Annotated in this window: 20 protein-coding genes, 1 tRNA gene and 1 riboswitch; of the genes, 12 read left to right on the top strand and 9 right to left on the bottom strand. The window is 63.2% G+C overall.

The window, feature by feature from the left end; translation table 11 throughout:
• Positions 1-4 precede the first annotated feature (4 nt).
• The gene (gene galE, locus NKJ20_RS13355; RefSeq protein ID WP_352744504.1) at positions 5-1000 is read right to left on the bottom strand and encodes a UDP-glucose 4-epimerase GalE; all 996 of its coding nucleotides are present in this window, start codon (positions 998-1000) and stop codon (positions 5-7) included.
• A gap of 266 nt (positions 1001-1266) precedes the next feature.
• Here galE and hemA point away from each other — a divergent pair, with 266 nt between their 5' ends.
• Complete coding sequence (gene hemA, locus NKJ20_RS13350; RefSeq protein ID WP_352744540.1) at positions 1267-2544, top strand: 5-aminolevulinate synthase; 1278 nt, start codon at positions 1267-1269, stop codon at positions 2542-2544.
• Positions 2545-2694: 150 nt separating this feature from the next.
• Here the strand turns inward: hemA and NKJ20_RS13345 are convergent, their stop codons facing one another.
• Both NKJ20_RS13345 and mscL read right to left on the bottom strand, forming a co-directional pair.
• The gene (locus tag NKJ20_RS13345) at positions 2695-3861 is read right to left on the bottom strand and encodes a pyridoxal phosphate-dependent aminotransferase (protein WP_352744501.1); all 1167 of its coding nucleotides are present in this window, start codon (positions 3859-3861) and stop codon (positions 2695-2697) included.
• Positions 3862-3972: 111 nt separating this feature from the next.
• On the bottom strand, positions 3973-4395 hold the full coding sequence (gene mscL, locus NKJ20_RS13340) for a large conductance mechanosensitive channel protein MscL (RefSeq protein ID WP_023677369.1): 423 nt from the start codon (positions 4393-4395) through the stop codon (positions 3973-3975).
• 232 nt (positions 4396-4627) lie between these two features.
• Here mscL and NKJ20_RS13335 point away from each other — a divergent pair, with 232 nt between their 5' ends.
• Positions 4628-8116, top strand: a complete 3489-nt coding sequence (locus NKJ20_RS13335) for a PAS domain-containing hybrid sensor histidine kinase/response regulator (protein ID WP_352744498.1) — start codon at positions 4628-4630, stop codon at positions 8114-8116.
• 3 nt (positions 8117-8119) lie between these two features.
• Here the strand turns inward: NKJ20_RS13335 and NKJ20_RS13330 are convergent, their stop codons facing one another.
• Both NKJ20_RS13330 and NKJ20_RS13325 read right to left on the bottom strand, forming a co-directional pair.
• A complete protein-coding gene (locus NKJ20_RS13330; protein ID WP_473556440.1) occupies positions 8120-8782 on the bottom strand; it encodes a response regulator in 663 nt (220 codons plus the stop codon).
• Between the two features lie 118 nt (positions 8783-8900).
• Complete coding sequence (locus NKJ20_RS13325; RefSeq protein WP_352448652.1) at positions 8901-9332, bottom strand: hypothetical protein; 432 nt, start codon at positions 9330-9332, stop codon at positions 8901-8903.
• A 126-nt stretch (positions 9333-9458) separates the two neighbouring features.
• On the opposite strand from NKJ20_RS13325, the gene NKJ20_RS13320 reads away from it, so the two are divergent.
• Both NKJ20_RS13320 and NKJ20_RS13315 read left to right on the top strand, forming a co-directional pair.
• Positions 9459-9809: a DUF952 domain-containing protein gene (locus NKJ20_RS13320; protein WP_023677366.1), complete on the top strand. Its 351-nt coding sequence runs from the start codon at positions 9459-9461 to the stop codon at positions 9807-9809.
• Positions 9806-10882 carry a quinone-dependent dihydroorotate dehydrogenase gene (locus NKJ20_RS13315; protein WP_352744495.1) on the top strand — a complete coding sequence of 359 codons (1077 nt, stop codon included), beginning with the start codon at positions 9806-9808 and terminating at the stop codon, positions 10880-10882. The genes NKJ20_RS13320 and NKJ20_RS13315 overlap by 4 nt, the downstream gene beginning before the upstream one ends.
• Positions 10883-10885: 3 nt before the next feature.
• Here NKJ20_RS13315 and NKJ20_RS13310 read toward each other — a convergent pair whose 3' ends face one another.
• Positions 10886-12310, bottom strand: a complete 1425-nt coding sequence (locus NKJ20_RS13310) for an MATE family efflux transporter (RefSeq protein WP_352744537.1) — start codon at positions 12308-12310, stop codon at positions 10886-10888.
• A gap of 50 nt (positions 12311-12360) precedes the next feature.
• On the opposite strand from NKJ20_RS13310, the gene NKJ20_RS13305 reads away from it, so the two are divergent.
• On the top strand, positions 12361-13263 hold the full coding sequence (locus NKJ20_RS13305) for a histone deacetylase family protein (RefSeq protein ID WP_352744493.1): 903 nt from the start codon (positions 12361-12363) through the stop codon (positions 13261-13263).
• Positions 13264-13267: 4 nt separating this feature from the next.
• Here the strand turns inward: NKJ20_RS13305 and NKJ20_RS13300 are convergent, their stop codons facing one another.
• Entirely contained in the window at positions 13268-13531 is a 264-nt protein-coding gene (locus NKJ20_RS13300) for a DUF6460 domain-containing protein (RefSeq protein ID WP_352744491.1), read from the bottom strand.
• A gap of 131 nt (positions 13532-13662) precedes the next feature.
• Between NKJ20_RS13300 and NKJ20_RS13295 the strand changes: the two genes are divergently transcribed.
• Positions 13663-13736, top strand: a tRNA-Gly gene (locus NKJ20_RS13295).
• Between the two features lie 315 nt (positions 13737-14051).
• Here the strand turns inward: NKJ20_RS13295 and NKJ20_RS13290 are convergent.
• Complete coding sequence (locus NKJ20_RS13290) at positions 14052-15041, bottom strand: LysR family transcriptional regulator (protein ID WP_352448650.1); 990 nt, start codon at positions 15039-15041, stop codon at positions 14052-14054.
• A 318-nt stretch (positions 15042-15359) separates the two neighbouring features.
• On the opposite strand from NKJ20_RS13290, the gene chvE reads away from it, so the two are divergent.
• The 5 genes from chvE to NKJ20_RS13265 all read left to right on the top strand — a co-directional run bounded on the left by chvE (position 15360) and on the right by NKJ20_RS13265 (position 21006).
• Entirely contained in the window at positions 15360-16424 is a 1065-nt protein-coding gene (gene chvE / locus NKJ20_RS13285) for a multiple monosaccharide ABC transporter substrate-binding protein (RefSeq protein ID WP_352744488.1), read from the top strand.
• A gap of 99 nt (positions 16425-16523) precedes the next feature.
• Positions 16524-18056 (top strand): multiple monosaccharide ABC transporter ATP-binding protein, encoded by a 1533-nt coding sequence (mmsA, locus tag NKJ20_RS13280; RefSeq protein WP_352457734.1) that lies wholly within the window; start codon positions 16524-16526, stop codon positions 18054-18056.
• A complete protein-coding gene (mmsB, locus tag NKJ20_RS13275) occupies positions 18053-19345 on the top strand; it encodes a multiple monosaccharide ABC transporter permease (protein ID WP_292659525.1) in 1293 nt (430 codons plus the stop codon). Before mmsA ends, mmsB begins: the two co-directional genes overlap by 4 nt.
• Before the next feature lie 189 nt (positions 19346-19534).
• Complete coding sequence (gene araD1, locus NKJ20_RS13270) at positions 19535-20527, top strand: AraD1 family protein (RefSeq protein WP_352457733.1); 993 nt, start codon at positions 19535-19537, stop codon at positions 20525-20527.
• 143 nt (positions 20528-20670) lie between these two features.
• Positions 20671-21006, top strand: coding sequence for a hypothetical protein (locus tag NKJ20_RS13265; RefSeq protein WP_352744486.1), 336 nt, complete (start codon positions 20671-20673; stop codon positions 21004-21006).
• A 17-nt stretch (positions 21007-21023) separates the two neighbouring features.
• Here the strand turns inward: NKJ20_RS13265 and NKJ20_RS13260 are convergent, their stop codons facing one another.
• Positions 21024-22118 carry a 2'-deoxycytidine 5'-triphosphate deaminase gene (locus NKJ20_RS13260; RefSeq protein ID WP_352744484.1) on the bottom strand — a complete coding sequence of 365 codons (1095 nt, stop codon included), beginning with the start codon at positions 22116-22118 and terminating at the stop codon, positions 21024-21026.
• Between the two features lie 135 nt (positions 22119-22253).
• Positions 22254-22331, top strand: a riboswitch (SAM riboswitch).
• A gap of 70 nt (positions 22332-22401) precedes the next feature.
• Between NKJ20_RS13260 and NKJ20_RS13255 the strand changes: the two genes are divergently transcribed.
• On the top strand, positions 22402-23592 hold the full coding sequence (locus NKJ20_RS13255) for an O-succinylhomoserine sulfhydrylase (RefSeq protein ID WP_352744482.1): 1191 nt from the start codon (positions 22402-22404) through the stop codon (positions 23590-23592).
• Positions 23593-23624 lie beyond the last annotated feature (32 nt).

Below are 23624 nucleotides of genomic sequence, written 5' to 3'. Positions count from 1 at the left end.
CACTTTACCCCAGAGCCGAATTCTTGCTGGTCAGAATGCGCTCCCAGGCAAGCGCATCGGCAACGATCTGGTCAAGGTTGTCGCGCTGCGGGGTCCAGCCGAGCTCGCCGCGCGCCAGCTCCGAATTGGCGACGACCGCGGCGGCGTCGCCGGCGCGGCGATCGCCCATTCGCACGTCGAAATCATGGCCGAAGACGCGGCGGACGCTGTCGATGACCTCGAGCACCGAATAGCCGTGGCTGTAACCACAATTGGCGACCAGGCTCGATCCGCCGGCACGCAGCCGCTGAAGCGCCAGCCGATGCGCCGCCGCCAGGTCGCTGACGTGGATATAGTCGCGCATGCAGGTGCCGTCCGGCGTCGGATAGTCGGTGCCGAACACCTGCATGAAGGGGCGCTTGCCGAGCGCCGTCTCGCAAGCGACCTTGATCAGATGCGTGGCACCGGGCGTCGACTGGCCGGTGCGTCCCTTCGGATCGGCGCCGGCGACGTTGAAATAGCGCAGCGCCGTATAGCGCAACCCATGGGCAATTGCCGCGTCGCGCAGCATCCATTCGCTCATCAGCTTGGACAGGCCATAGGGCGATTCCGGCGCAAGCCGGGCATCCTCGCGCACCGGCTCCAGGCCGGCGCCGCCATAGACGGCGGCGGTCGAGGAAAAGATGAAATTGGGCACGCCTTCGCGCACCGCGGTCTCGATCAAGGTGCGCGTCTTGCAGGTGTTGTTCTCGTAATAGGCAAGCGGGTCGGCGACCGATTCGGGGACCACGATCGAGCCGGCGAAATGGATGATTGCGTCGACCTTATTGCCGCGAATGATCGAGGCGACCAGTTCCCTGTCGGCGACGTCGCCGACGACGAGCTTTGCTTCCGGGGCCACCGCCCATTCAAAGCCGGTGGAAAGCCGGTCGAGGACGACGACGCTGTCACCCGTGTCCAGCAATTCCCAGACCATATGGCTACCGATATAGCCGGCACCGCCTGTCACCAAAACCGTCATCCGCATCCCTCGCTATTCATGATTTGTCGGAACTGTCTCAATCGTCGCCGTACTGGAAAATCTGCCGCCAGGCCATTAAAACCTGCGGTAACCAGTCTCATCGGCGCGTGGCATTGTCCTGAAACAAGATTGATCCACATCAAGGGAATAGGCCACGTTCCGTGGTCGTTAGGAACAGGCTCGGGGCGTGGCATTTTGACCAAAAAGGCCAGGTGGACGACGAATGGGCCAATGACTATGATCCCGCGCAAAACTGGGAAGGCGACATGAATTACCAGCGGTTTTTCGAGGAAGCGATCGACCAGCTCCATGCGGAGCGTCGCTACCGCGTCTTCGCCGACCTTGAGCGTATCGTCGGGAAATTCCCGCGCGCCATCTGGCGCGCCAATGGCCGCGCCGAGGAAATCACCGTCTGGTGCTCCAACGACTATCTCGGCATGGGCCAGCATCCCGACGTCATTGCCGCGTTCCAGAAGGCGGCAGGCAAGATGGGGTCGGGGGCCGGCGGCACCCGTAACATCTCCGGCACCAGCAACCCGCTGGTCGAGCTCGAACTGGAGCTGGCCGACCTGCACGACAAGGAAGCGGCACTGGTTTTCACCTCCGGCTTCGTTTCCAACGAGGCGTCGATCTCGACCATTGCAAAGCTGCTTCCCAATTGCCTGATCATCTCGGACGAGCTCAACCACGCTTCGATGATCGAGGGCGTGCGGCGCTCGGGCGCCGAGAAGAAGATCTTCCGCCATAACGACGTCGCGCATCTCGAAAGCCTGCTGCAGACGGCCGGCCGCGAGCGCGCCAAGCTGATTGTCTTCGAGAGCGTCTATTCGATGGACGGCGACATCGCGCCGATCAAGCAGATCGTCGATCTCGCCGAGCGCTACAACGCCATGACCTACGTCGACGAGGTCCACGCCGTCGGCATGTACGGGCCGCGCGGCGGCGGCATCACCGAGCGCGAAGGGCTGGCCGACCGCATCGACATCATCGAGGGCACACTGGCCAAGGCGTTCGGCACGCTTGGCGGCTACATCGCCGGCAACACTGCGGTGATCGACGCGGTGCGCTCCTATGCGCCGGGCTTCATCTTCACCACGGCGTTGCCGCCGGCGATCGCTGCCGCGGCAACCACCTCGATCCGCCATCTCAAGCGCTCGCAGGCCGAGCGCGATGCGCAGCTGCGTCAGGCGACACGGACCAAGCAAGTGCTGGCCGCGGCCGGCCTGCCGGTGATGGAGTCGCCTACCCACATCGTGCCCCTTCTGGTCGGCGATCCCGAGCTCTGCAAGATGGCCAGCGACCGCCTGCTCGGTGTGCACGGCATCTACATCCAGCCGATCAACTACCCGACAGTGCCGCGCGGCACCGAGCGGCTGCGCATCACGCCTACACCGTTCCATTCGGACGCGTTGATTGCGTCCCTGCAGGACGCGCTGGTCGAGACATGGGATGCGTTGGGGATTCCCTACGGTTCGGCGGGCCGACCGTCGGTCGCCAAGAGCGACCGGGTCATTCCACTGCTGGTGCCGAAGTCGGGCGGGTGAAGCCCGTTTGAAACTCTACTCCGGCGGCCATCTGACGCGGCTTTCTGCGCTTCCGGTGCTCACGGACCCAAATGTCCGCTGCGCTCCGGTTCTCGAAACCCACGCCAGCTGACTCGCCGGAGCGAGTTTCAACTCGGGCTTCGAGGCAGCTCACACACTCTTCATCCATTTCGCCAGCCGGTGTGCGGCTTCCTCGAGCTGGTCGAGGCGGCGGTGGAAGCACAGCCTGAGGAAGGCTTCGCCGCCGGGGCCGAAGGCGGTGCCGGGAGCCAGGCCGACATTGGCGCGGTCGACCATGTCGAAGGCGGCAGCGCGGGAATCGGAGATGCCGTCGACCGCGAAGAACAGATAGAATGCGCCCTGCGGCACGGTGAACCGCGCCCTGCCGGTTTCGGCGAGAATGCCGCACACCAGGTCGCGCGCCGCCCTCGCCCGCTCCACCTGCTCGACGATGAAGGCGTCGCCCTCATCGAGGGCAACGACGGCGCCGCGCTGCATGAACTGCGCAACGCCGGACGTCGAATACTGGACGAGGTTCTCGAACACCTGCTGCAAGGCGGGATGGATCTTGATCCAGCCGATGCGCCAGCCGGTCATCGCCCAGTTCTTGGAAAAGGAATTGACGAACAGGATGCGATCCTCATCGGCCATGATGTCGATGAAGGACGGCGCGCGGCCATGGCCGTAATGAAACAGCGAGTAGATCTCGTCGGCGATGATCCACAGGCCCCTTTCACGAGCAAGGTCGAGGATCGCCTGCAGCGTCTCCTTGTCGGCGGTCCAGCCGGTCGGGTTGGACGGCGTGTTGACGAACAGCGCCTTGGTCCGCGGCGTGATCGCCGCGGCGATCTTGTCGACATCGCAGGACCAGCCATTGCCCGACTGGTCGAGCGTGACCGCGACTGGAACAGCGCCCGCGACGCCGGCGGCGGCGGCGAAGTTCGGCCATGCCGGCGACAGGTAGACGAGTTCGTCGCCCTTGCCGGCCACCGCATCGATGGCCATCTGGATGGCGTGCATGCCGGAGCCGGTGACGATGAATTCCTCGTTGGCGAAAGTCTTGCCGAAATGCCTGGTGTAGTAGCGGGCGAGCGCCTGCCTGAGTTCGGGAATGCCCCGCTGCCAGGTGTAGAAGGTCTCGCCGCCGGCGAGTGCCTTGGCGGCTGCATCGGTGATGAAGGCAGGCGTCGGCAGGTCGCCCTCGCCGGCCCAGAGCGGGATCATGCCGTCGCGGCCGCGGCCGCGGTTCATGACGGCGACAATGCCGCTTTCAGGCGCCGCCCGAGCCTCGGCGCGCAGGGTATCGATCAAGGTCATGGATAGATCCGTTTTCGTCTTTTGGACAGCTAGCGTGTTTTACGACAGGCGAAAATAGAAAACCCCAGCCGAAATCGACCGGGGTTTTGGTCCAGGGAATCTGTCTTCGAACTATTTCCTGGCGAGGAGATCGCGAATTTCGGTGAGGAGGGCGACGTCGGCCGGCGGCGGAGCGGCCGGGGCGGCCGGTTTCTCGCGCTCCAGCCGCTGGCGCAGATTGTTCACCGCCTTGACCATCAGGAAGATGATGAAGGCGAGGATAAGGAAGTTCAGTGCCACGGTGATGAAGCTGCCATAGGCGAAGACCGCGCCCTGTTTCTTTGCCTCAGCCAGCGATGTGGCGTTAACGGCCGAGGACAAGGGCAGAAAGTAGTTGTTGAAGTCCAATCCGCCCAAAATCGCCCCGATGACCGGCATGATGATGTCGTCGACCAGCGAGGTGACGATCTTGCCGAAGGCAGCGCCAATGATGACGGCGACGGCCAGGTCCATCACATTGCCCCTGGAAATGAATTCCTGAAATTCTTTCAGCATTCGACCCTCCTTGTCCTGACCGGCCGTGCTGCCGTCCACGCCTCGGCATCGACCGGCGGGCAGAATAGCAAAAACCTGCGGTTGCGACAGGCGCAAAGACGTGTTTCCCCGGCCTGGATTGCGCGAAGCCGCGGCCATAATGCGCCGAAAGCCGCGATGGACTCGGTGGCCAAGCTGTGATTGCGTCTGCAAGGCCGGATGAAAAAATCGGCGCAGGGAGGAAGTTCGAGCCGTGCAGGGCTGGTTCATCGTCATCATCGCGATCGCCTATGTGACGTTGCTGTTTGCCATCGCCAGCCTGGGCGACCGGCGCTCGACTTCATCCGGGCCTGGCCGCGCCCGGCCCTTTATCTATGCGCTCAGCCTCGCCATCTACTGCACCTCCTGGACCTTCTTCGGCTCGGTCGGCCTGTCCTCCGAGCGCGGCCTCGAGTTCCTCGGCATCTATATCGGACCGGTGCTGGTGTTCGTGTTCGGCTTTCCGCTGCTGCAGCGCATCGTCAGGCTGGCCAAGACCGAGAAGATCACCTCGATCGCCGACTTTCTCGGTGCCCGCTACGGCAAGAGCTTCGCTGTCGCGGCGATCGCCACACTGATCGCGACCATCGGCGCCGTGCCGTATATCGCGCTGCAATTGAAGGCCATCTCCGGCTCGGTCAGCCTGATGGTCGAGCACTATACCGGCTCGCCGCCGTCGTTCGATCCGTTCGTCAGTGACATCTCGCTGGTCGTGGCCATGCTGCTGGCGCTGTTTGCGGTGCTGTTCGGCACGCGCCATGCCGATGCCACCGAGCACCAGGACGGGCTGGTGCTGGCTGTGGCGGTCGAGACCGTGGTCAAGCTCGCCGCCTTCCTGGCGATCGGCCTGATGGTCACGTTCCTGATCTTCGGCGGGCCAGGCGATATGTTCGACCAGCTCGCCGAAAACACGAAGGTGCGCCAGGCGATGGGCTACAACACCTCGCTCGCTACCTGGCTGGTGCTGACATGCCTGAGCGGCTTTGCCATCCTCATGCTGCCGCGCCAGTTCTACGTCACCATCGTCGAAAACCGCAGCGAGGCCGAGCTGCGCACCGCGACATGGGTGTTTCCGCTCTATCTGGTGGCAATCAACCTGTTCGTGCTGCCGATCGCATTGGCCGGCCTGGAACTGGTCGGCCCCAAGACCAGCAGCGACCTTTACGTGCTGTCGCTGCCGCTGTTCAGCGGCCACGACGTGCTGGCCATGGCCGCCTTCATCGGCGGGCTGTCGGCGGCGACCGCAATGGTGATCGTCGAAAGCGTCGCGCTGTCGATCATGATCTCCAACGACCTGGTCATTCCGCTGTTCGTGAGGCGATTGCTGCGGACCACGACCTCCGAGAACGAGGACTGGTCGACGCTCATCCTCAATGTACGGCGGGCGGCGATCTTCATCATGCTGTTCATCGCCTTTCTCTACTACCGCGAGAGCACCAATAGCGCGCGGCTGTCCTCGATCGGCCTGATGTCGTTCGCCGCAATCGCGCAGTTCGCGCCGGCAATGATCGGCGGCCTGGTCTGGCGCGGCGCCAACGGAAGGGGTGCCGCGCTTGGCATGGTCGCCGGCATCGTCGTCTGGAGCTATACGCTGCTGCTTCCCTCGCTCATCGCGCCCGATACCGGCATCCTCGTCCACGGCCTGTTCGGCTTCGATGCATTGCGGCCGCAGGCTCTTTTCGGCACCGTCGCCGAGCCGCTGAACCATGGCGTGCTGTGGAGCCTGTCGATCAACACGCTCTTTTTTATGTTCGGCTCGCTGTCGCGCGCCTCTGTGCCGCTGGAACGCATCCAGGCGTCGATCTTCGTGCCGCGCGAAGCGAGTCCGCTGCCCAGCCTGCGCCGCTTCCGCACCACCATTACCGTCAACGACCTCAAGGACACGATCGCGCGCTATCTCGGTGTCGAACGGACCGAGCGGTCCTTTCAGTCGTTCGAAAAGAGCAGCGGCACTTCACTGCTCGGCAACGAACAGGCCAGCATGGATGTCATCCGCTTCTCCGAGCAGCTTCTGGCCAGTGCCGTCGGCTCATCCTCGGCGCGGCTGATCCTGTCGCTGCTGCTGCGCCGCAACGACCGCGAATCCAAGGACGCCTTCCGCCTGCTCGACGACGCCACCGAGGCGCTGCAGCACAATCGCGATCTGCTGCAGATCGCACTCGACCAGATGGAACAGGGCATCACTGTCTTCGACCGCGATTTCCGGTTGATTTGCTGGAACCGCCAGTACCGGGCGCTGTTCGACCTGCCCGACGAGATGGGCCAGGTCGGCGTCTCACTCGATCGTATCCTGCGCCACCTTGCCGAGCGCGGTGACATACCGGCAGACCAGCGCGTCACCATGCTCAACCGCCTGACCAGCTTCGTCAGCCCATGGCAGATGGAGCTGAAGACAAGCGGGCGCATCCTGGAATTGCGCTCCAATCCGATGCCGGACGGCGGCATCGTCGCCACCTACGCCGACATTTCTGGACGTGTCGAGCAGGATCTGGCGCTTAAGCGCGCCAACGAATCCTTGGAACAGCGGGTGAAGAGCCGCACCGCCGAGCTCACCCGCGTCAACGAGGAGCTGGCGCAGGCGCAGATGCTGGCCGAGGAGGCCAATCTCGGCAAGACCCGCTTCCTCGCTGCCGCCGGCCACGACATCCTGCAGCCGCTGAACGCCGCCCGCCTCTATTGCTCGTCGCTGATCGAGAAGACCGGCAAGGGACCTGCCGGCAAGGCGGCGATGAACATCGAATCGTCGCTGGAATCGGTCGAGACCATCCTCGGCGCGGTGCTCGACATTTCGCGCCTCGATGCCGGCGCGATGAAGCCGGACGATACGAGCTTCGGCCTCGACGGACTGCTGCGCCAGATCGGCAACGACTTCCGGCCGCTTGCCGCCGAAAAGAAGCTCGAACTCTCGATCATGCCGTCGTCGCTCAGCGTCATGACGGACCGCAATCTGCTGCGCCGGCTGATCCAGAACCTGGTTTCCAACGCCATCAAGTATACGCGCCGTGGCCGCATCCTGGTCGGCGCGCGGCGGCGCGGCGAACTGGCCGAGATCCAGGTTATCGACACCGGCATCGGCATTGCCGGCGACCAGCTGAACACCGTGTTTCGCGAATTCACCCGGCTCGACGAGGGCGCACGCGAGGCGGAAGGCCTCGGCCTTGGGCTCTCCATTGTCGACCGCATCGCCCGCGTCCTGCGCCTCGAAATCCGGATCTTCTCCAACCCAGGCAAGGGCACACGCTTTTCCGTGTTGCTGCCGGTGGTGGCCGTGCAGGCACCGCGGCGCGAGGCCGAGGCGAAGCCGCCTGCCCGTGCCGCGGCCTCGCTTGCCGGGCTCCATGTGCTCTGCATCGACAACGACGCCCGCATCCTCGACGGCATGCGGCTGCTGCTCGAGGGCTGGGGCTGCAGCGTCGACACGCTTTCCGGCGCGGAGGATCTCGAGAGGTCCGGCGTGCATCGGCCGGACATCGTGCTTGCCGACTATCATCTCGACAACAGGACCGGCCTCGAATTGATCGCCCAGTTGCGTGCGATCCATGGCGAGGACCTGCCGGCCGTGCTGGTCACCGCCGACCGCTCCAGCGAGGTTCGCGCCGCTGCCGGCAGGCTCGACGTGCCGATGATCAGCAAACCACTGAAACCGGCGATGCTGCGCTCGATGATGGCCAGGGTCAGGCCGCTGGCGCCGGCGGCCGAATAGGAGTCAGCCGGCCGTCTGCAGCGGGTCGCTGCCGATTTTGGACAAAAGGATGACCGCCTGGGTGCGGCTGTCGACGCCGAGCTTCTGCAGGATAGCCGAGACATGCGCTTTGATCGTTGCTTCGGAGACCCCGAGCTCATAGGCGATCTGCTTGTTGAGCAGTCCCTCAGCCAGCATGCCGAGCACGCGCGTCTGCTGTGGGGTCAGCGCCTGCAGCCGCTTGATCAGGTCGGAAATCTCGGGATCGCGCTCGACACCGAGATCGACCCCGGCGGGTGCCGCGATATCACCTGCGAGCACCGACTGCACCGCATTGCGGATCTCCTCCATGCTGGCCGATTTGGAGATGAAGCCGGAGGCGCCGAGATCGAGCGCGCGCCGGATCGTCACCGGATCGTCATGCGCCGAGACCACCATCATCGGCACCGCCGGATGGATGCCGCGCAGCGAAATCAGGCCGGAAAGACCGCTTGCCCCCGGCATCGAGAGATCGAGCAGCACCAGATCGACATCCTCATTGGCCAGGACCAGCGCCTTGGCGCTTTCGAAATCGCCGGCCTCATGAATGGCGGCAACGTCTCCGATGCCCGCGAGAGCCTCCCTCAATGCACCGCGAAAAAGCGGGTGATCATCGGCAATGACGAATGTGTAGCCCAACGGTGATATCCCTCCCCGAATCCCGTTGGCGATTTTCCGCCTTGCAGGATCTGAACGATCATAACACTACGCCTGCTGTTCGGGTGGGCGGCTTGCTATTCCCGCCCCAGGTCTTTTTGCGAATTGCCTAGGTCTTTTGCGAATTGGGCTTGGCGCTGTCTTCGTCCTTGTCCATGTCCTTGACGATGTCCATGAAGCTGCGCAGGAAGCGCTCCATGTAGCCCATCGTCTTGTTGAAATCCTCCTCGCTGGGCAAAGTCGATTCGAAACGCGCGGCAAGCGAATTTTCGAGCTTGGCGACGCGTTCGTCGAGCGCCTTCACCGAATTTTGCAGCCGGTCGACCTCATCTTGTAGGGCGGCACGTTCGTCGGCCGCCGTCTTGCAGACGAGTTGGCCGGAGCGTTCCTCGCAGAGCGACATGGCGCCGGTTTGCGTATCCATGCGGACATAGCCATTGGCCGATTTCTCCAACCGGTAGCGATCGGCTTCCTCGGAAAAGGCCGACGCCGCGACAAGCGACACCAGTGCTGCGGGGATCAAGACGTGTTTCAGACGCATGTTTTCCTCCATGAGCCAGTCAGCGCAATCTATCACAGTTTGCGCCTGAAATGGGGATGAACCTGAAATGGGGAAGAACACGGGCCTGCCCTTCCCCGCGTGGTCGGTTCGGACTATAGCGCAACCATGTCCGAGATCATCTACAAGATAGTTCCCGAGGCGCTGTGGCGCGAGGCTGAAAGAGAAGGCGGCTTCACCGGCGCGCCGATCGACGTCGCCGACGGCTTCATCCATTTTTCTACCGCCGGGCAGGTTCGGGAAACGGCGGCCAAACATTTCGCCGGCCAAAGCCGGTTGCTGCTGGTCGCCGTCGATAGCGCGCGCCTCGGCGATGCGCTGAAATATGAGGTCTCGCGCGGCGGCGCCCTGTTCCCGCATCTCTATGGCGGGCTCGGCCTCGATGCGGTCGTTTCGGTGCAGGCATTGCCGCTCGGCGCTGACGGCCGGCATGAATTCCCGGCGCTGGAGGCCGAATGAGCGCGTTCGACCGGATCGGCCAGAAACTGCTGTTCACGCTCGATCCGGAAACCGCGCATGGGCTGTCGATTGCCGCGCTGAGATGCGGGCTGCCGGTCGCCGGTCGTCCGCCGCAGGACAACAGGTTAAAGGTCAGCCGTTGCGGGCTCGATTTCCCGAACCCGCTCGGCATGGCCGCGGGTTACGACAAGAATGCCGAAGTGCCGGACGCGCTGCTCGGCCTCGGCTTCGGCTTCGCCGAGGTCGGCACGATCACGCCGCTGCCGCAGACGGGCAATCCGAAGCCGCGCATCTTCCGGCTGCCTTCGGACGGGGCAGTGATCAACCGGCTGGGCTTCAACAATGAAGGCCACGCCGCCGCAGAGAAGCGTCTTGCCGCCCGAAAAGGCCGCCCCGGCATCGTCGGCATCAACATCGGCGCCAACAAGGACAGCGCCGACCGCGTCAGTGATTATGAGCGCGGCGTGATCCGGTTCGCGCGATACGCCGGCTATCTGACAATCAATATCTCCTCGCCGAACACGCCGGGCCTGCGCAACATGCAGGCGCGCGAACAGCTTGGCGAGCTCCTGTCGCGGGTCATGGCCGCGCGTGCGGCGGCACCGGCAAAACCGCCCGTGTTCCTCAAGATCGCGCCGGATCTGGTCGAGGCCGAGCTTGAGGACATCGCTGCCGAGATCAGCGACAAGCAAATGGACGGCGTCATCGTCTCCAACACAACGATCGCGCGAGCCGGCCTGAGCAGCGCCGGCCTTGCCGGCGAGACCGGCGGGCTTTCGGGGAAACCCTTGTTCGAGCGCTCGACTATCGTGCTGGCAAGGATGCGAAAACTGCTTGGCCCGGATCCCACTATCATCGGCGTCGGCGGCGTCGATTCCGCCGAGACGGCGCTGGAAAAGATCCGTGCCGGCGCCGATCTCGTGCAGCTCTATACCGGCATGATCTATGCCGGGCCTGCGCTGCCGGGGCGCATTCTTTCCGGCATGGCCCGTTTCGTGGACAGTCAACGGCTGAAGTCGCTGCGCGAGCTTCGCGACAGCCGCCTCGATCACTGGGCGGCGAAACCGCTTTAGCGATCAGTTAAAGGCTGTGCGCACCCGCAGCCGCAATATGGCGAGCAGGCTGAAGCCGCGTACCAGCAGGAAGACATGCAACGCCGCCCACAAGCCGTGATTGCCGAAGGCCGGCGCCAGAATCAGCAGCGCGGCGCTGAACGACAGGAACGACAACAGCATCATGTTGCGCATGTCGCGCGACCATGTCGCGCCGATGAAAACACCATCCATCTCGAAAGCCAGCACGCCGCTGAGCGCGGTGAACGCCGCCCAGGGCAGGTAGATATCGGCGATGGCGCGGACGTCTGTCGCGGTCGTGATAAGGGCGATCAGATCCGTGCCCTCCAGCAAGAAGAAGAGTGTCGCCGCGCCCGCCAGCCCGAGCCCCCAAAGCAGCGTCAGCCGCACCGCCTGGTCAAACGCCGTGGCGGCACGGGCGCCGATGGCGCGCCCGGCGAGCTGTTCAGCAGCGGTGGCGAAACCATCGAGGAAATAGCCGGCAACCAGGAAGAGGTTCATCAGCACGGCGTTGGCGGCCAGCGTCAGAGTGCCGAATTGTGCGCCCTGGCGCGTGAACAGCGCGAAGGCGGCGAGCAGCGAAAAGGAGCGGATCATGATATCGCGATTGAGCGACATCATGCGCAGGAATGCCGGCAGATCGAGGACGCGGTGGCGCGGCAGCCTGGGCGCCGCCCAAAAGCGCCGGCCGACAATGGCGAGACCAAGCAGCATGGCGACGAATTCGCCGGTGACCGTTGCCCAGGCAACGCCGGCAACGCCCCAGCCGAGCTCCAGGCCAAGCAGGAAGCAGAGGGCGATGTTGATGCCGTTCAGTATCAACTGCAGCATCAGCCCGAGCCCGCCCTCGCCGCGCCCAAGCACGTAACCGAGGATGGCGTAATTGATCAGCGAGAACGGTGCTGCGAGCATCCTGATGCGGATATAGACGTCCATCGCCGCGCTGACGCGCGGTTCGGCGCCTATGAACCATTGCCCGGCGGTGGAGACCAGCGGCGCAAGCGCGGCAAGCACGACGCCGGCGACGACCGCGATCAGCACGGCGCGCCAGAACACCGCCTGCTCCTCCAGCGCATCGCCGCGCCCGAAGGCCTGGGCGACGAGGCCGGTGGTGCCGGAGCGCAGGAAGTTGAAGGTCGTGAAAACGACGTCGAAGATCAGGGCGCCGGCCGCAAGGCCGCCGAGAAGGGCGGCGTCGCCGAACTGCCCAACCACCGCCGTGTCGACAATTCCGAGCAACGGCGTCGTCAGATAGGCAAGCGTCATCGGCACGGCGATGGCGAGCACCGAGCGGTTGGTGACGACGAAGGCCCTGGCTTCGGAGGCGTGGACTTCGGTGGGTAAAGCCTGCTCCAAACGCGTGTTGCTTCCTGTTGCGGCTTGATCGGCCAGCCGATGTGCCCCAGTTTGCGGACCTCGCGCAACCATCCACGCCGCTATGGTCAACCGAAACCCGCCTCTGGCGCACCGCCCGTCCCATGCCCTTGCAGATCGTTCATCATCCCGACTACGACGCCGGCTTCGCCGTCAACCACCGCTTCCCGATGAGCAAATATCCGCTGCTGATGGATACCTTGCGGGCACGCGGCCTGGCGCAGCCCGAAGCGCTCAACATGCCGGAGGCGGCACGGCCATCATGGCTGAAGCTTGCCCACGCGGCAGACTATGTCGACCAGGTGCTTGCCTGCGAAGTGCCGGTGAGAATCGAGCGCGAGATCGGTTTCCCTATTGGACAGCGGGTTTCGCTGAGGGCGCAGCTCGCAACGGCCGGCACGGTGCTGGCAGCGCGGCTGGCGTTGCTGAACGGCACCGCCTGCAACACCGCCGGCGGCAGCCATCATGCACGGCGCGCGCAAGGCGCCGGCTTCTGCACCTTCAACGACGTAGCCGTTGCCGCGCTGGTGCTGCTCGCCGAAGCTGCTGTCCAAAACATCCTCGTCGTCGACCTCGACGTGCATCAGGGCGACGGCACGGCGGATATCCTGAACGACGAGCCGCGCGTGTTTACCTTCTCCATGCATGGCGACCGCAACTACCCCGCGCGCAAGATCGCCTCCGATCTCGATGTCGCCCTGCCCGACGGCGCCGGCGATGCAGCCTATCTGGAGCGGCTGGACGCCATCCTGCCGGAGTTGTCGGCGCGAAGGCGCTGGGACCTCATCTTCTACAATGCCGGCGTCGATGTCCATGTCGAGGACCGGCTCGGCAGGTTGTCGCTCACGGATGACGGGCTGCGCGCCCGCGACGATATGGTGATCCGCCATTTCCGCACGCTTGGCATACCGGTATGTGGCGTTATCGGCGGCGGCTATTCGACGGATGTCGCAGCACTTGCTGCACGGCACGCCATCCTGTTCGAGGTGGCGGCGGGCTACGCCTGAAAATTCACTTCCGGTAATTAGCGATCCTGAGCAGGACGAAGGCCGGCACGACGATCGCGGCACCGAGCAGGATGTAGTCGAGAAAGCGGTCGATGGCGTGGAAGCCCAAATTCCACAGGTCGATGAAGAATTTGCGAATGCCATAAAGCACATCCATCGGCGACCAGCCGAAGGCATTCATGACCAGCCCGACGAGGAACGACACCACAAGCAGCTTCAGGATCACCCGGAGCGGCGTATCGCCGAGAAAGCGGTTCAGTGCGGACAAGCCTGTCTCCACAGTCGGGTGCCGCGATTCGGGCACATGCCTAGAAATACGCAGTTGGTCGTCCGGCATCAAGCCGAGCCCTCAAACCGGATTGCGCATCGGCGCCCGGCCATGATATCGGAGGAACCAGCGCGGGTATGATGTAATGGTAGCTTGTCAGCTTCCCAAGCTGAACGCGCGGGTTCGATTCCCGCTACCCGCTCCAGCTTTTGCCCCCGGTGCATTGCACTTGTTCTGGCCAAGCTGAAAACCAGCGGATTTATAGGCAGTTTTACAGCCCGGGCTGGCCGTCTTTCATCTGTTTGGCCGATGTGCCAGTTCGTGGAATATCTCACATTGAGGGTCGGCGGGGCCTCGAATGACCCCAACCGGAAAGTCTACCCTTGGTCCGCTGGCTTCTGCTGGCGGGCCTTTTTTGAGCATCAGGCAGTAGTGGCCGACGTGCATCGGCGCCGCTGCTGGCGGGCCTGTCTGGTCGTCTGGCCGGCCACGGGATGCGCTCCGCTTGCCGCTCCAGCCCCTATCCCACCTCCCGCAGAATAAAGTCGTGCAGCATCTTGGCTGCCGGTGACAGCGCGCGGTTCTTCACCGTGATCAGGCTGTAGGGCCTGACCTCGATGTCGAATTCAGTCTGGACAACATCGATGGCGCCGGCCAGGCCTTCGGGGTTCTGGATGAACTTCGCGACCTGGATCGAAACCGGCGCAATGGCGTCGGATTGCGCGACCATGACCAGAGTCAATAGCAGCGAGCTGGTGTTGAGGATGCGGTCCGGCAGCGCGATGTTGCGGTTCAAAAAGTTGCTTTCCATCGCCTGGCGCAGCGGCGAGCCGCCCGACTGGAAAACCCAGTCATAGGCGGCGGTGTCTTCCAGCCGCACCGCCTTGCCCTTGGTCAGCGGGTGGCCGCGGCGCACGATCAGGCAGGCTTTCTCGACGCCGATGACGCGCGCTTCGAACAGCCGCGGATTGAGGTCGTCGGGGATACGGGCGATGATGAAATCGTGGCGCGAGGCGATCAGCTCGCGCGCCAGGACGTTCGAGGTCTCGACCTGCATGGTGATTTCGATGCGCGGATAAAGGCGCCGGATCTCGCGGATCGCCGGCACCGCCAGCTCGATCGCCGGTGCTGTCACCGCGCCCAGGAATACCGAGCCGCCCTTGCCCGCCTTGAGCTCGAAAATCTCGCGGTCGACCTCGCGCATCTCGAGCAGGATCGATCGCGCGCGCCGTGCCAACGCCTTGCCATAGGGTGTCAGCGTGATGCCGCGCGGCAGCCTTTCGCAGAGCTTGACGTCGAGCACGGCCTCCATCTCGGCGATCATGCGCGAGGCCGCCGGCTGCGAGATGTTCATGACCTGGGCCGCGGCGCTCACACGGCCGTGCTCGTCGAGGGCTGCGATCATGCGCATGTGACGCAGGCTCAAGCCGCTGCGCAGCAAGGTTCCGCCATCACCCGGGATTTCATCGTAACTGGCTGATATTCCGTCAGGATTTCGCAGCGCCGCCATGATTCTTCCCTACTCTTACGCCCGGCGCCCTGGCTGGATCCGGGAGCGTCGTCACTAGCCTAAGCCATATCAGTCTCGATATAGCAACCATCAAAGATCGCATTTGACAGTTATGGCAAAGCGACACACCCTTCGCGCGTCCTGAGGCTTTGACGGTCGGTGACGAGGGAAAACTCGTATCGATTGAAACCAGAGTCTCGGGGCCGATTGGGAGGATACCGGAGATCGATTGACGGCAGCGGCGCGTTTGGCGCTCCTGCACGATTGCGCGGCCCACGAAACCCAAGGGTACGCGTCCATCAACCAGGGAGAGTTAATGTGAAGATTATCAAGACACTGGCCGCCGTCGCGGCCCTAGGCATCGCGGCCATGACGCTGCCGGCGCAGGCGGGCGAAGGCCTGATCGGCGTGCTGATGCCCACCAAGACCTCGCAGCGCTGGATCAACGACGGCGACGCCGTCAAGTCCCAGCTCGAGGCTCTGGGCTACACTGTCGACCTGCAGTACGCGCAGGACGACATTCCGAACCAGCTCAGCCAGCTGGAAAACGAAATCACCAAGGGCCCGAAGGCGCTGATCATCGCTTCGATCGACGGCACCACGATGGGCGATGCGCTGCAGAAGGCGAATGACGCCGGCGTTGTCGTCGTCGCTTACGACCGCCTGATCAAGAAGACGCCAAATGTCGACTACTACACCACCTTCGATAATTTCGGCGTCGGCGTCATCCAGGCCAAATCGCTGCTCAAGGGTCTCGGTTATCCCGAGAAGAAGGGCCCGTTCAACATCGAGCTGTTCGGCGGTTCGCCGGACGACAACAATGCGTTCTTCTTCTATAACGGCGCCATGTCGGTTCTTCAGCCGCTGATCGACGACAAGACCCTCGTCGTGAAGTCCGGCCAGATGGGCATGGACAAGGTCGGCACGCTGCGCTGGCTGGCGGCAACCGCCCAGGCCCGCATGGACAATCTGCTCTCCGCCAACTACTCGGACGGCAGCCGCGTCGATGGCGTGCTCTCGCCCTATGACGGCCTGTCGCGCGGCATCATCGCTTCGCTGCGCGCCGTGGGCTACGGCACCGCCGATCAGCCATGGCCGATCGTCACCGGACAGGACGCCGAGACCGCTTCGGTCAAGGCGATCATCGCCGGCGAGCAGTATTCGACCGTGTTCAAGGACACCCGCGAACTCGCCAAGGCGACGGTCGATCTCGTCGACAAGGTGCTCTCTGGCGGCAAGCCGGAAGGCCTCGACACCACGACCTACAACAACGACGTCAAGGTGGTTCCCTCGATCCTGTTGACGCCGCATGATGTCGACAAGTCGAACTATCAGGCGCTGGTGGTCGACTCCGGCTACATCAAGGCCGAAGAGCTGAAGTAATCGCGGTTACAAAGCCTGGGGTCCTGCGCAGACAGGGCCCCTTTTCGTTGGCGAGCCAGCCCGGTATTGTTTGCGGACCTCGCAGGAGTGGTATTCTCAATGGCATCGACGATTTTGGAGATGCGCGACATCACCAAGACGTTTCCCGGCGTCAAGGCGCTGTCGAACGTCAAGCTCATGGTCGAGGAAGGCGAGATCCATGCCGTGGTCGGCGAGAACGGCGCCGGCAAGTCGACGCTGATGAAGGTGCTGTCGGGTGTGTATCCGTCCGGCACCTATGACGGCCAGATCATCTATCGCGGCGATGAGTGCCATTTCAAAGGCATCCATGACAGCGAGCGCAAGGGCATCGTCATCATCCACCAGGAGCTTGCGCTGGTGCCGATGCTGTCGATCGCCGAAAACATCTTTCTCGGCAACGAGCACGCCAGATACGGCGTCATCGACTGGAATGCCAATGAGGCGCGCACCAGCGCCCTGCTCAAGAAGGTCGGCCTCAAGGAAGACCCCAACACGCTGATCACCAATATCGGCGTCGGCAAGCAGCAGCTGGTCGAGATCGCCAAGGCGCTCAGCAAGGAAGTGAAGCTGCTCATTCTCGACGAGCCGACGGCGAGCCTGTCCGAAAAGGACAGCCAGGCGCTGCTCGATCTGCTGCTCGAATTCAAGCGGCAGGGCATCACTTCGATCCTGATCTCGCACAAGCTCAACGAGGTGAACCGGGTCGCCGACAAGGTAACCATCATCCGCGACGGGCGGACCATCGAGACGCTGGCCAAGAAGGACATCTCGGAGGACCGCATCATCACCTCGATGGTCGGCCGCTCGCTCGACGACCGCTATCCGCCGCGCGAGCCGAAGATCGGCGAGACCGTGCTCGAAGTGAAGAACTGGTCGGTCTACCACCCCCTCCATGCCGAGCGGCAGGTCATCAAGGGCATCAGCCTCAACGCTCGGAAGGGCGAGGTGGTCGGCATTGCCGGGCTGATGGGCGCCGGCCGGACCGAGTTTGCCATGAGCCTGTTCGGCCGGTCCTATGGCCGCCGCATCACCGGCGAGGTGTTCCTTGACGGCAAGCCGATCGATGTCTCCTCGGTGAGCAAGGCCGTGGAACACGGCATCGCCTACGTTACCGAGGACCGCAAGACCTACGGGCTCAACCTGATCGATCATATCAAGCACAACATCACACTCGCCAACCTGCCCGGCGTGTCGCGCCACGGCGTGATCGACGATTTGCGCGAGCTTTCGGTCGCCAATGATTATCGCGGCAGGACCAATATCCGCGCCTCGAGCGTCTACCAGATGACCGGCAACCTTTCTGGCGGCAATCAGCAGAAGGTGGTGCTATCGAAATGGCTGTTCGCCAATCCGGAAGTGCTGATCCTCGACGAGCCGACACGCGGTATCGACGTCGGCGCCAAGTATGAAATCTATACGATCATCGCGCGTCTCGCCTCCGAGGGTAAGGCAATCATCGTCATCTCGTCGGAAATGCCCGAACTGCTCGGCATCACCGACCGCATCTACGTCATGAACGAAGGACGCATCGTCGGCGAAATGGCGGCAAGCGACGCCAGCCAGGAAAAGATAATGCGCGCCATCGTCCGCGGAGAAGGAAAAGCATCATGAGCACCGAAAGCGCTCCCGGGCCGCAGACCGGCGTTGCCCAGGATCTACAACAGGGACCTCGCATTGCCGTCTCGGCGCTGGTCACCAACCTGCGCGAATACGGGTTGGTGCTGGCGTTGATCGCAATCATGGTGTTCTTCCAGTTCACCACGTCCGGAACGCTGTTCAAGCCGGTGAACCTCAGCAATCTCGTGCAGCAGAACAGCTTTATCATCGTGATGGCGCTGGGCATGCTTCTGGTGATCGTTTCGGGTCACATCGATCTCAGCGTCGGCTCCGTCGCCGGCTTCATCGGCGCACTGGCGGCGATGATGATGGTCATCTGGCCGCTTGGCCCATTGAGCAATCCGCTGGTGGTGTCGATCATCTGCCTGATCGTCGGTGGTGCGATCGGCGCGGCACAAGGCTACTGGATTGCCTATCACCGAATACCGAGCTTTATCGTCACGCTGGCGGGCATGCTGATCTTCCGCGGCATCTGCCAGGCGCTGCTGGGTGGCGGGTCTTCCGTAGGGCCGCTTCCCGTCGGCTTCAAGGCGCTCAGTTCCGGCTTCATTCCGGACCTGATCGGCCCATTGACGCTGATACCGCCAACCGTGAACGCCGCCGGCAAAACCATTGTCGGCAGCGGCCTGACGCTGCACCTGACGACGATCGTGATCGGCCTCGTCGCCGTGCTCGCCTATGCCTATTTCGGGCTCAGGGCACGGCGCACCCGCGAGAAGCATGGCTACGAAGCCGAGCCCTTCTCGCTGTTCGTCGTCAAGACGCTGGTGATCAGCGCGCTGGCGCTGTTTCTCGTCTACCAATTCGCCACCTATAGGGGCCTCCCGATCGTTCTCATGGTGATGGGCGTGCTGATCGCGTTGTTCGTCTTCGTTACCAAACGCATGACGATCGGCCGTCGCATCTATGCGATGGGCGGCAATGCCAAGGCAGCCCAGCTATCGGGCATCAAGACCGAACGGCTGACGTTGATGGTGTTCATCAATATGGGCGTGCTGTCGGCACTCGGCGGCCTGATTATCGCGGCGCGCCTGGGGCAGGCTGTGCCGGCGGCCGGCCTCGGCAGCGAGCTCGACGTCATCGCCGCGGTGTTCATCGGTGGCGCTTCGGCGATGGGCGGCGTCGGCCAGGTGATCGGCGCGGTGGTCGGCGGCTTCATCATGGGCGTCATGAACAACGGCATGTCGATCATGGGCGTCAATGTTGATTGGCAGCAGGTGGTCAAAGGCCTGGTGCTGCTCGGCGCCGTCGTCTTTGACGTCTACAACAAGAACAAGGCTTGAGAGGCAACCAGGAGGCATACGGGTCACATCGCGGCGCTGCCGGGCGGCGCAAAGAAGTCCCCCGAGGGACCTGATCCGCGAGCGCAATCCGGACGAGAATTTCAACCGAGGCGCGGACAGGGTCCGGGCCGCGCAGGGTAGGGTTTGCCGAGAAAGGGCAGGCCAGCCCACAATTCAGAGAGGGTTACCATGCTGATCTCACAAATCCTCGACGACGCCGAGACGATCCGCGTCGTTGCCCGCAACGGCGGCAAGACCCGCGTCATCAACGGCGCCCGCAGCGTCTATTCGCTGGCGATGGAAGCCGCGCGTACCGGCAGCGGGCTTGTCGCCCTGATCGAGCGCAAAGGCTTCGGCGAAACCGTCGATCTCGACGCAGCCTACAAGAAGGGCCGGCTGCTGTCGCCGATCAACCATCCCGATCCGGCGCATCTCCATCTCACCGGCACCGGGCTGACGCATCTCGGCTCCGCCGCGACCCGCGATTCCATGCACAAGAAGCTCAGCACGGACGGCGAGGAACAGCTGACCGATTCCATGAAGATGTTCCGCATGGGGCTTGAGGGCGGCAAGCCGGCGAAAGGCCAGATCGGCGTGCAGCCGGAATGGTTCTACAAGGGCAACGGCACCATGGCGGTGGCGCCCGGTGCGGCGCTTATGTCGCCCGCCTTCGCTCAGGATGCCGGCGAGGAGCCGGAAATTGCCGGCATCTATGTGATCGGTGACGACGGCGCCCCGTTCCGTGTCGGCTTTACGCTGTCGAACGAATTTTCCGACCACGTCACGGAGCGCGTGAACTACCTCTTCCTCGCCCATTCCAAGCTGCGCAACGCCTCGTTCGGGCCGGAGATCCTGATCGGCGACCTGCCGTCCGATATCCGCGGCGCTTCACGCATCCTTCGAGACGGCAAGCTGCTTTGGGAAAAGCCGTTCCTGTCGGGCGAGGCGAACATGTCGCACACCATTGGCAATCTCGAGCATCACCACTTCAAATACTCGGCCTTCCGCCAGCCGGGCGACGTGCATGTGCACATGTTCGGCACGGCGACGCTGTCCTTCGCCGACGGCATCAGGACCGAGGCCGGTGACGTATTCGAAATCGAGGCGCAGGATTTCGGCCTGCCGCTGCGCAACCCGCTTGAAATCGAGCAGCCGGTGAAGGTGGCGGTGAAGGCGTTGTAAACTGGTGACAGAATTCAGGAGCGAAAAATGAACGGCCTGCGGATTGGCACTGTGTCGTAAATTTAGTCCTGTTCCTCGCCTATTTCTCCCCGGCGGCTTACAGCGCCGGACAATGCAGCGCAAAATCCTATCGCGAAGCCCGGATGTCGATGACTAACCGGCTTCTGGCCACCGGTTATTCGAAATCGCAAGTGAGCTTTCTGATGCGCAACGCGGATCGCATGACGTCCGCACTCGGCGCTGACAGACTGAACGACAATGGCAGAGCCTGCGGTATCGACTCCGCCAGAGCCCATGTGCTGGGATGTATCGACAAGCAGTTGTTCCCCTTGCAGTCCAGCTCAAGCGCCTCACTTGACGACGAGAAGCAAACCAGAGGATTTTGGGGGAAGAAGCGATTGGCAGTGCGAGAACTGCTCTTTATCGGTCAGTTTCATGGCTGCCTTGGCGCCGCGAAAGAATATTTGTTTCGCGGCTGACGGAATTGCGAACAAGCTCAGCGGGCGGCGCGGAAATGCTTGGACAGTTTCAGGCCCTGCGCCTGATAGTTCGAGCCTAGATCTGTGCCGTAGAGCGCCCGCGGCCGTTTCAGCATGTGCTCGTAGACCAACCGTCCGACGATCTGGCCATGGTCGAGGATGAACGGCACTTCGTGGCTACGCACCTCGAGCACCGCCCGGCTGCCGGTGCCGCCCGACGCCGAATGGCCGAAACCCGGGTCGAAGAAACCGGCATAATGGACGCGGAACTCGCCGACCAGCGGGTCGAAAGGCGTCATTTCGGCGGCGTAGAGTGGCGGCACATGCACCGCCTCGCGCGACACCAGAATATAGAATTCGTCCGGATCGAGCACCAGCTCGCCGGCACCGCTCTTGTAGAGCGGCTCCCAGAAATCGACGACATCCTGCGCGGCGCGCTTGTCGACGTCGACCAAGCCGGTGTGGTGCTTGCCGCGATAGCCGACAAGCCCATCCTTGTCGCCGTCGAGGTCGATCGACAGCGCGATGCCGCCGCCTGAGATGTTAGGTGGTTCGGTGGCGACCAGCATCTCGGCGCGGTGCAGGTCGTGCAGCTCGCTTTCCGACAAGAGCGCATTGCCGGTGCGGAACCTGATCTGCGACAGCCGCGAGCCGGTGCGCACGACGATCGGGAAAGTGCGCGGGCTGACCTCCAGATAGAGCGGGCCTTCATAGCCGGCGGCGATCTTGTCGAACTCGTGGCCACGGTCGGTCATTACCCGGGTGAAGATATCGAGCCGTCCGGTCGAGCTTTTCGGGTTGGCGGAGGCGGAAATATGGGCGGGCAGCGCCAGGCTTTCGAGCAGCGGCACGATGTAGACGCAGCCGGTTTCCAGCACGGCACCTTCGGCGAGGTTGATCTCGTGCAGCTTCAGCCGGTCGAGCTTGTCGACAACCCTGTGGTCCGGGCCGGGCAAGAAGGAAGCGCGCACCCGCCAGGCCTTGTCGCCGAGCCTGAGGTCAAGGCTGGCCGGCTGGATCTGATCGGCATCGAGCGTGCGCGGCGATTTCAGCGCGCCCGTCTGGAACAGCGTGGAAATATCCTGATCGGGAAGAATGCCTGTCTGCCGCAAGGGTCTGGCTCCGTTCGAACGCCGGGCGAGGTCTTGTTCTGTCGCAGGTCCGACCGTAGACGCCTTTGGCACCTGCTTGGTACAACCCTCTTAATCATGCCGGCAATTGACGCAAGCGTGGCGCGGGTCTAAAGCTCGTTATCCCGTGGTGATTTGGCCGGTCGGCTTGCAGCCACGTTAAACAAGTCGCTAAAGGACCGTCGGGCCGCAAGGCCATAAGGACCGGTTGCGACTTTCGCGACCGGTTTTTTGTTGTTTGGACCAATTTTGGTGTTTGGATGGAATGATGACCAAGAAGCGCGACTGGAAGCCTCAGACCGCACTCGTGCATGCCGGGACGCTGCGTTCCGGCTTCGGCGAGACCTCCGAGGCGATGTATCTCACCCAAGGCTATGTCTACGAGACAGCGCAAGCGGCGGAGGCCCGCTTCAAGGGCGAGGAGCCGGGCTTCATCTATTCGCGCTATGCCAATCCGACGGTCGACATGTTTGAAAAACGCATGTGCGCGCTGGAAGGAGCCGAGGACGCGCGCGCCACGGCATCCGGCATGGCGGCGGTGACGGCAGCACTGCTGTGCAGCGCCAAGGCGGGCGACCATATCGTGGCGGCGCGCGCGCTGTTCGGCTCCTGCCGCTGGGTGGTCGAGACGCTGGCGCCGAAATACGGCATTGAGGCAACGCTGGTCGACGGCACCGACATCGCCAATTGGCAAAAGGCGGTCAAGCCCAACACCAAACTGTTTTTCCTGGAAAGCCCTACCAATCCAACGCTGGAGGTAGTCGACATTGCCGCCGTCGCGGCACTTGCCAATTCGAACGGCGCCAGGTTGATCGTCGACAATGTCTTCGCCACGCCCTTGCAGCAGAAACCCCTGCAGCTCGGCGCCCATATCGTCGTCTATTCGGCCACGAAGCATATTGACGGCCAGGGGCGCTGTCTTGGCGGCATCGTTCTGTCGGACAAGAAATGGATCGACGAGAACCTGCATGACTATTTCCGTCACACCGGCCCGAGCCTCTCGCCCTTCAATGCCTGGACGCTGCTGAAAGGCCTGGAGACGCTGCCGCTGCGCGTACGCCAGCAGACGGAAAGTGCCGGCCGCATCGCGGATTTCCTGGCCGAGCGCCCGCAAATCGCCCGCGTCATCTATCCCGGCCGCGCCGACCACCCGCAAGCGGCCGTGGTCAAGAAGCAGATGTCGGGCGGCTCGACGCTGATTTGCCTCGATGTGAAGGGCGGCAAGCAGGCGGCCTTTGCCTTCCAGAACGCACTCGACGTCGTGCTGATTTCCAACAATCTCGGCGACGCCAAGAGTCTGATCACCCATCCGGCGACGACTACACACAAGAACTTGACCGATGAAGCCCGCGCCGAGCTCGGCATCGGACCGGGAACGCTCAGGCTGTCAGTCGGCCTTGAGGACGCCGACGACCTGCTCGAAGACATCGAGCAGGCACTGAGAGTTGCCGGATAAGGGCTGGCCGAACAGAGGCGAGCGGGGACGCG

Source organism: Mesorhizobium sp. M0185 (assembly GCF_040322175.1).
GTDB lineage: Bacteria > Pseudomonadota > Alphaproteobacteria > Rhizobiales > Rhizobiaceae > Mesorhizobium.
Note: the sequence above shows the minus strand (reverse complement) of the source record. Positions and strands in the feature narration are given on the sequence as shown.

Bases quoted from the DNA above. Each gene is read 5' to 3' on its own strand.
- galE (WP_352744504.1), bottom strand. From the start codon at position 1,000: ATGACGGTTTTGGTGACAGGCGGTGCCGGCTATATCGGTAGCCATATG.
- hemA (WP_352744540.1), top strand. From the start codon at position 1,267: ATGAATTACCAGCGGTTTTTCGAGGAAGCGATCGACCAGCTCCATGCG.
- NKJ20_RS13345 (WP_352744501.1), bottom strand. From the start codon at position 3,861: ATGACCTTGATCGATACCCTGCGCGCCGAGGCTCGGGCGGCGCCTGAA.
- mscL (WP_023677369.1), bottom strand. From the start codon at position 4,395: ATGCTGAAAGAATTTCAGGAATTCATTTCCAGGGGCAATGTGATGGAC.
- NKJ20_RS13325 (WP_352448652.1), bottom strand. From the start codon at position 9,332: ATGCGTCTGAAACACGTCTTGATCCCCGCAGCACTGGTGTCGCTTGTC.
- NKJ20_RS13320 (WP_023677366.1), top strand. From the start codon at position 9,459: ATGTCCGAGATCATCTACAAGATAGTTCCCGAGGCGCTGTGGCGCGAG.
- NKJ20_RS13315 (WP_352744495.1), top strand. From the start codon at position 9,806: ATGAGCGCGTTCGACCGGATCGGCCAGAAACTGCTGTTCACGCTCGAT.
- NKJ20_RS13310 (WP_352744537.1), bottom strand. From the start codon at position 12,310: ATGGTTGCGCGAGGTCCGCAAACTGGGGCACATCGGCTGGCCGATCAA.
- NKJ20_RS13305 (WP_352744493.1), top strand. From the start codon at position 12,361: ATGCCCTTGCAGATCGTTCATCATCCCGACTACGACGCCGGCTTCGCC.
- NKJ20_RS13290 (WP_352448650.1), bottom strand. From the start codon at position 15,041: ATGGCGGCGCTGCGAAATCCTGACGGAATATCAGCCAGTTACGATGAA.
- mmsA (WP_352457734.1), top strand. From the start codon at position 16,524: ATGGCATCGACGATTTTGGAGATGCGCGACATCACCAAGACGTTTCCC.
- mmsB (WP_292659525.1), top strand. From the start codon at position 18,053: ATGAGCACCGAAAGCGCTCCCGGGCCGCAGACCGGCGTTGCCCAGGAT.
- araD1 (WP_352457733.1), top strand. From the start codon at position 19,535: ATGCTGATCTCACAAATCCTCGACGACGCCGAGACGATCCGCGTCGTT.
- NKJ20_RS13265 (WP_352744486.1), top strand. From the start codon at position 20,671: ATGTCGATGACTAACCGGCTTCTGGCCACCGGTTATTCGAAATCGCAA.
- NKJ20_RS13255 (WP_352744482.1), top strand. From the start codon at position 22,402: ATGATGACCAAGAAGCGCGACTGGAAGCCTCAGACCGCACTCGTGCAT.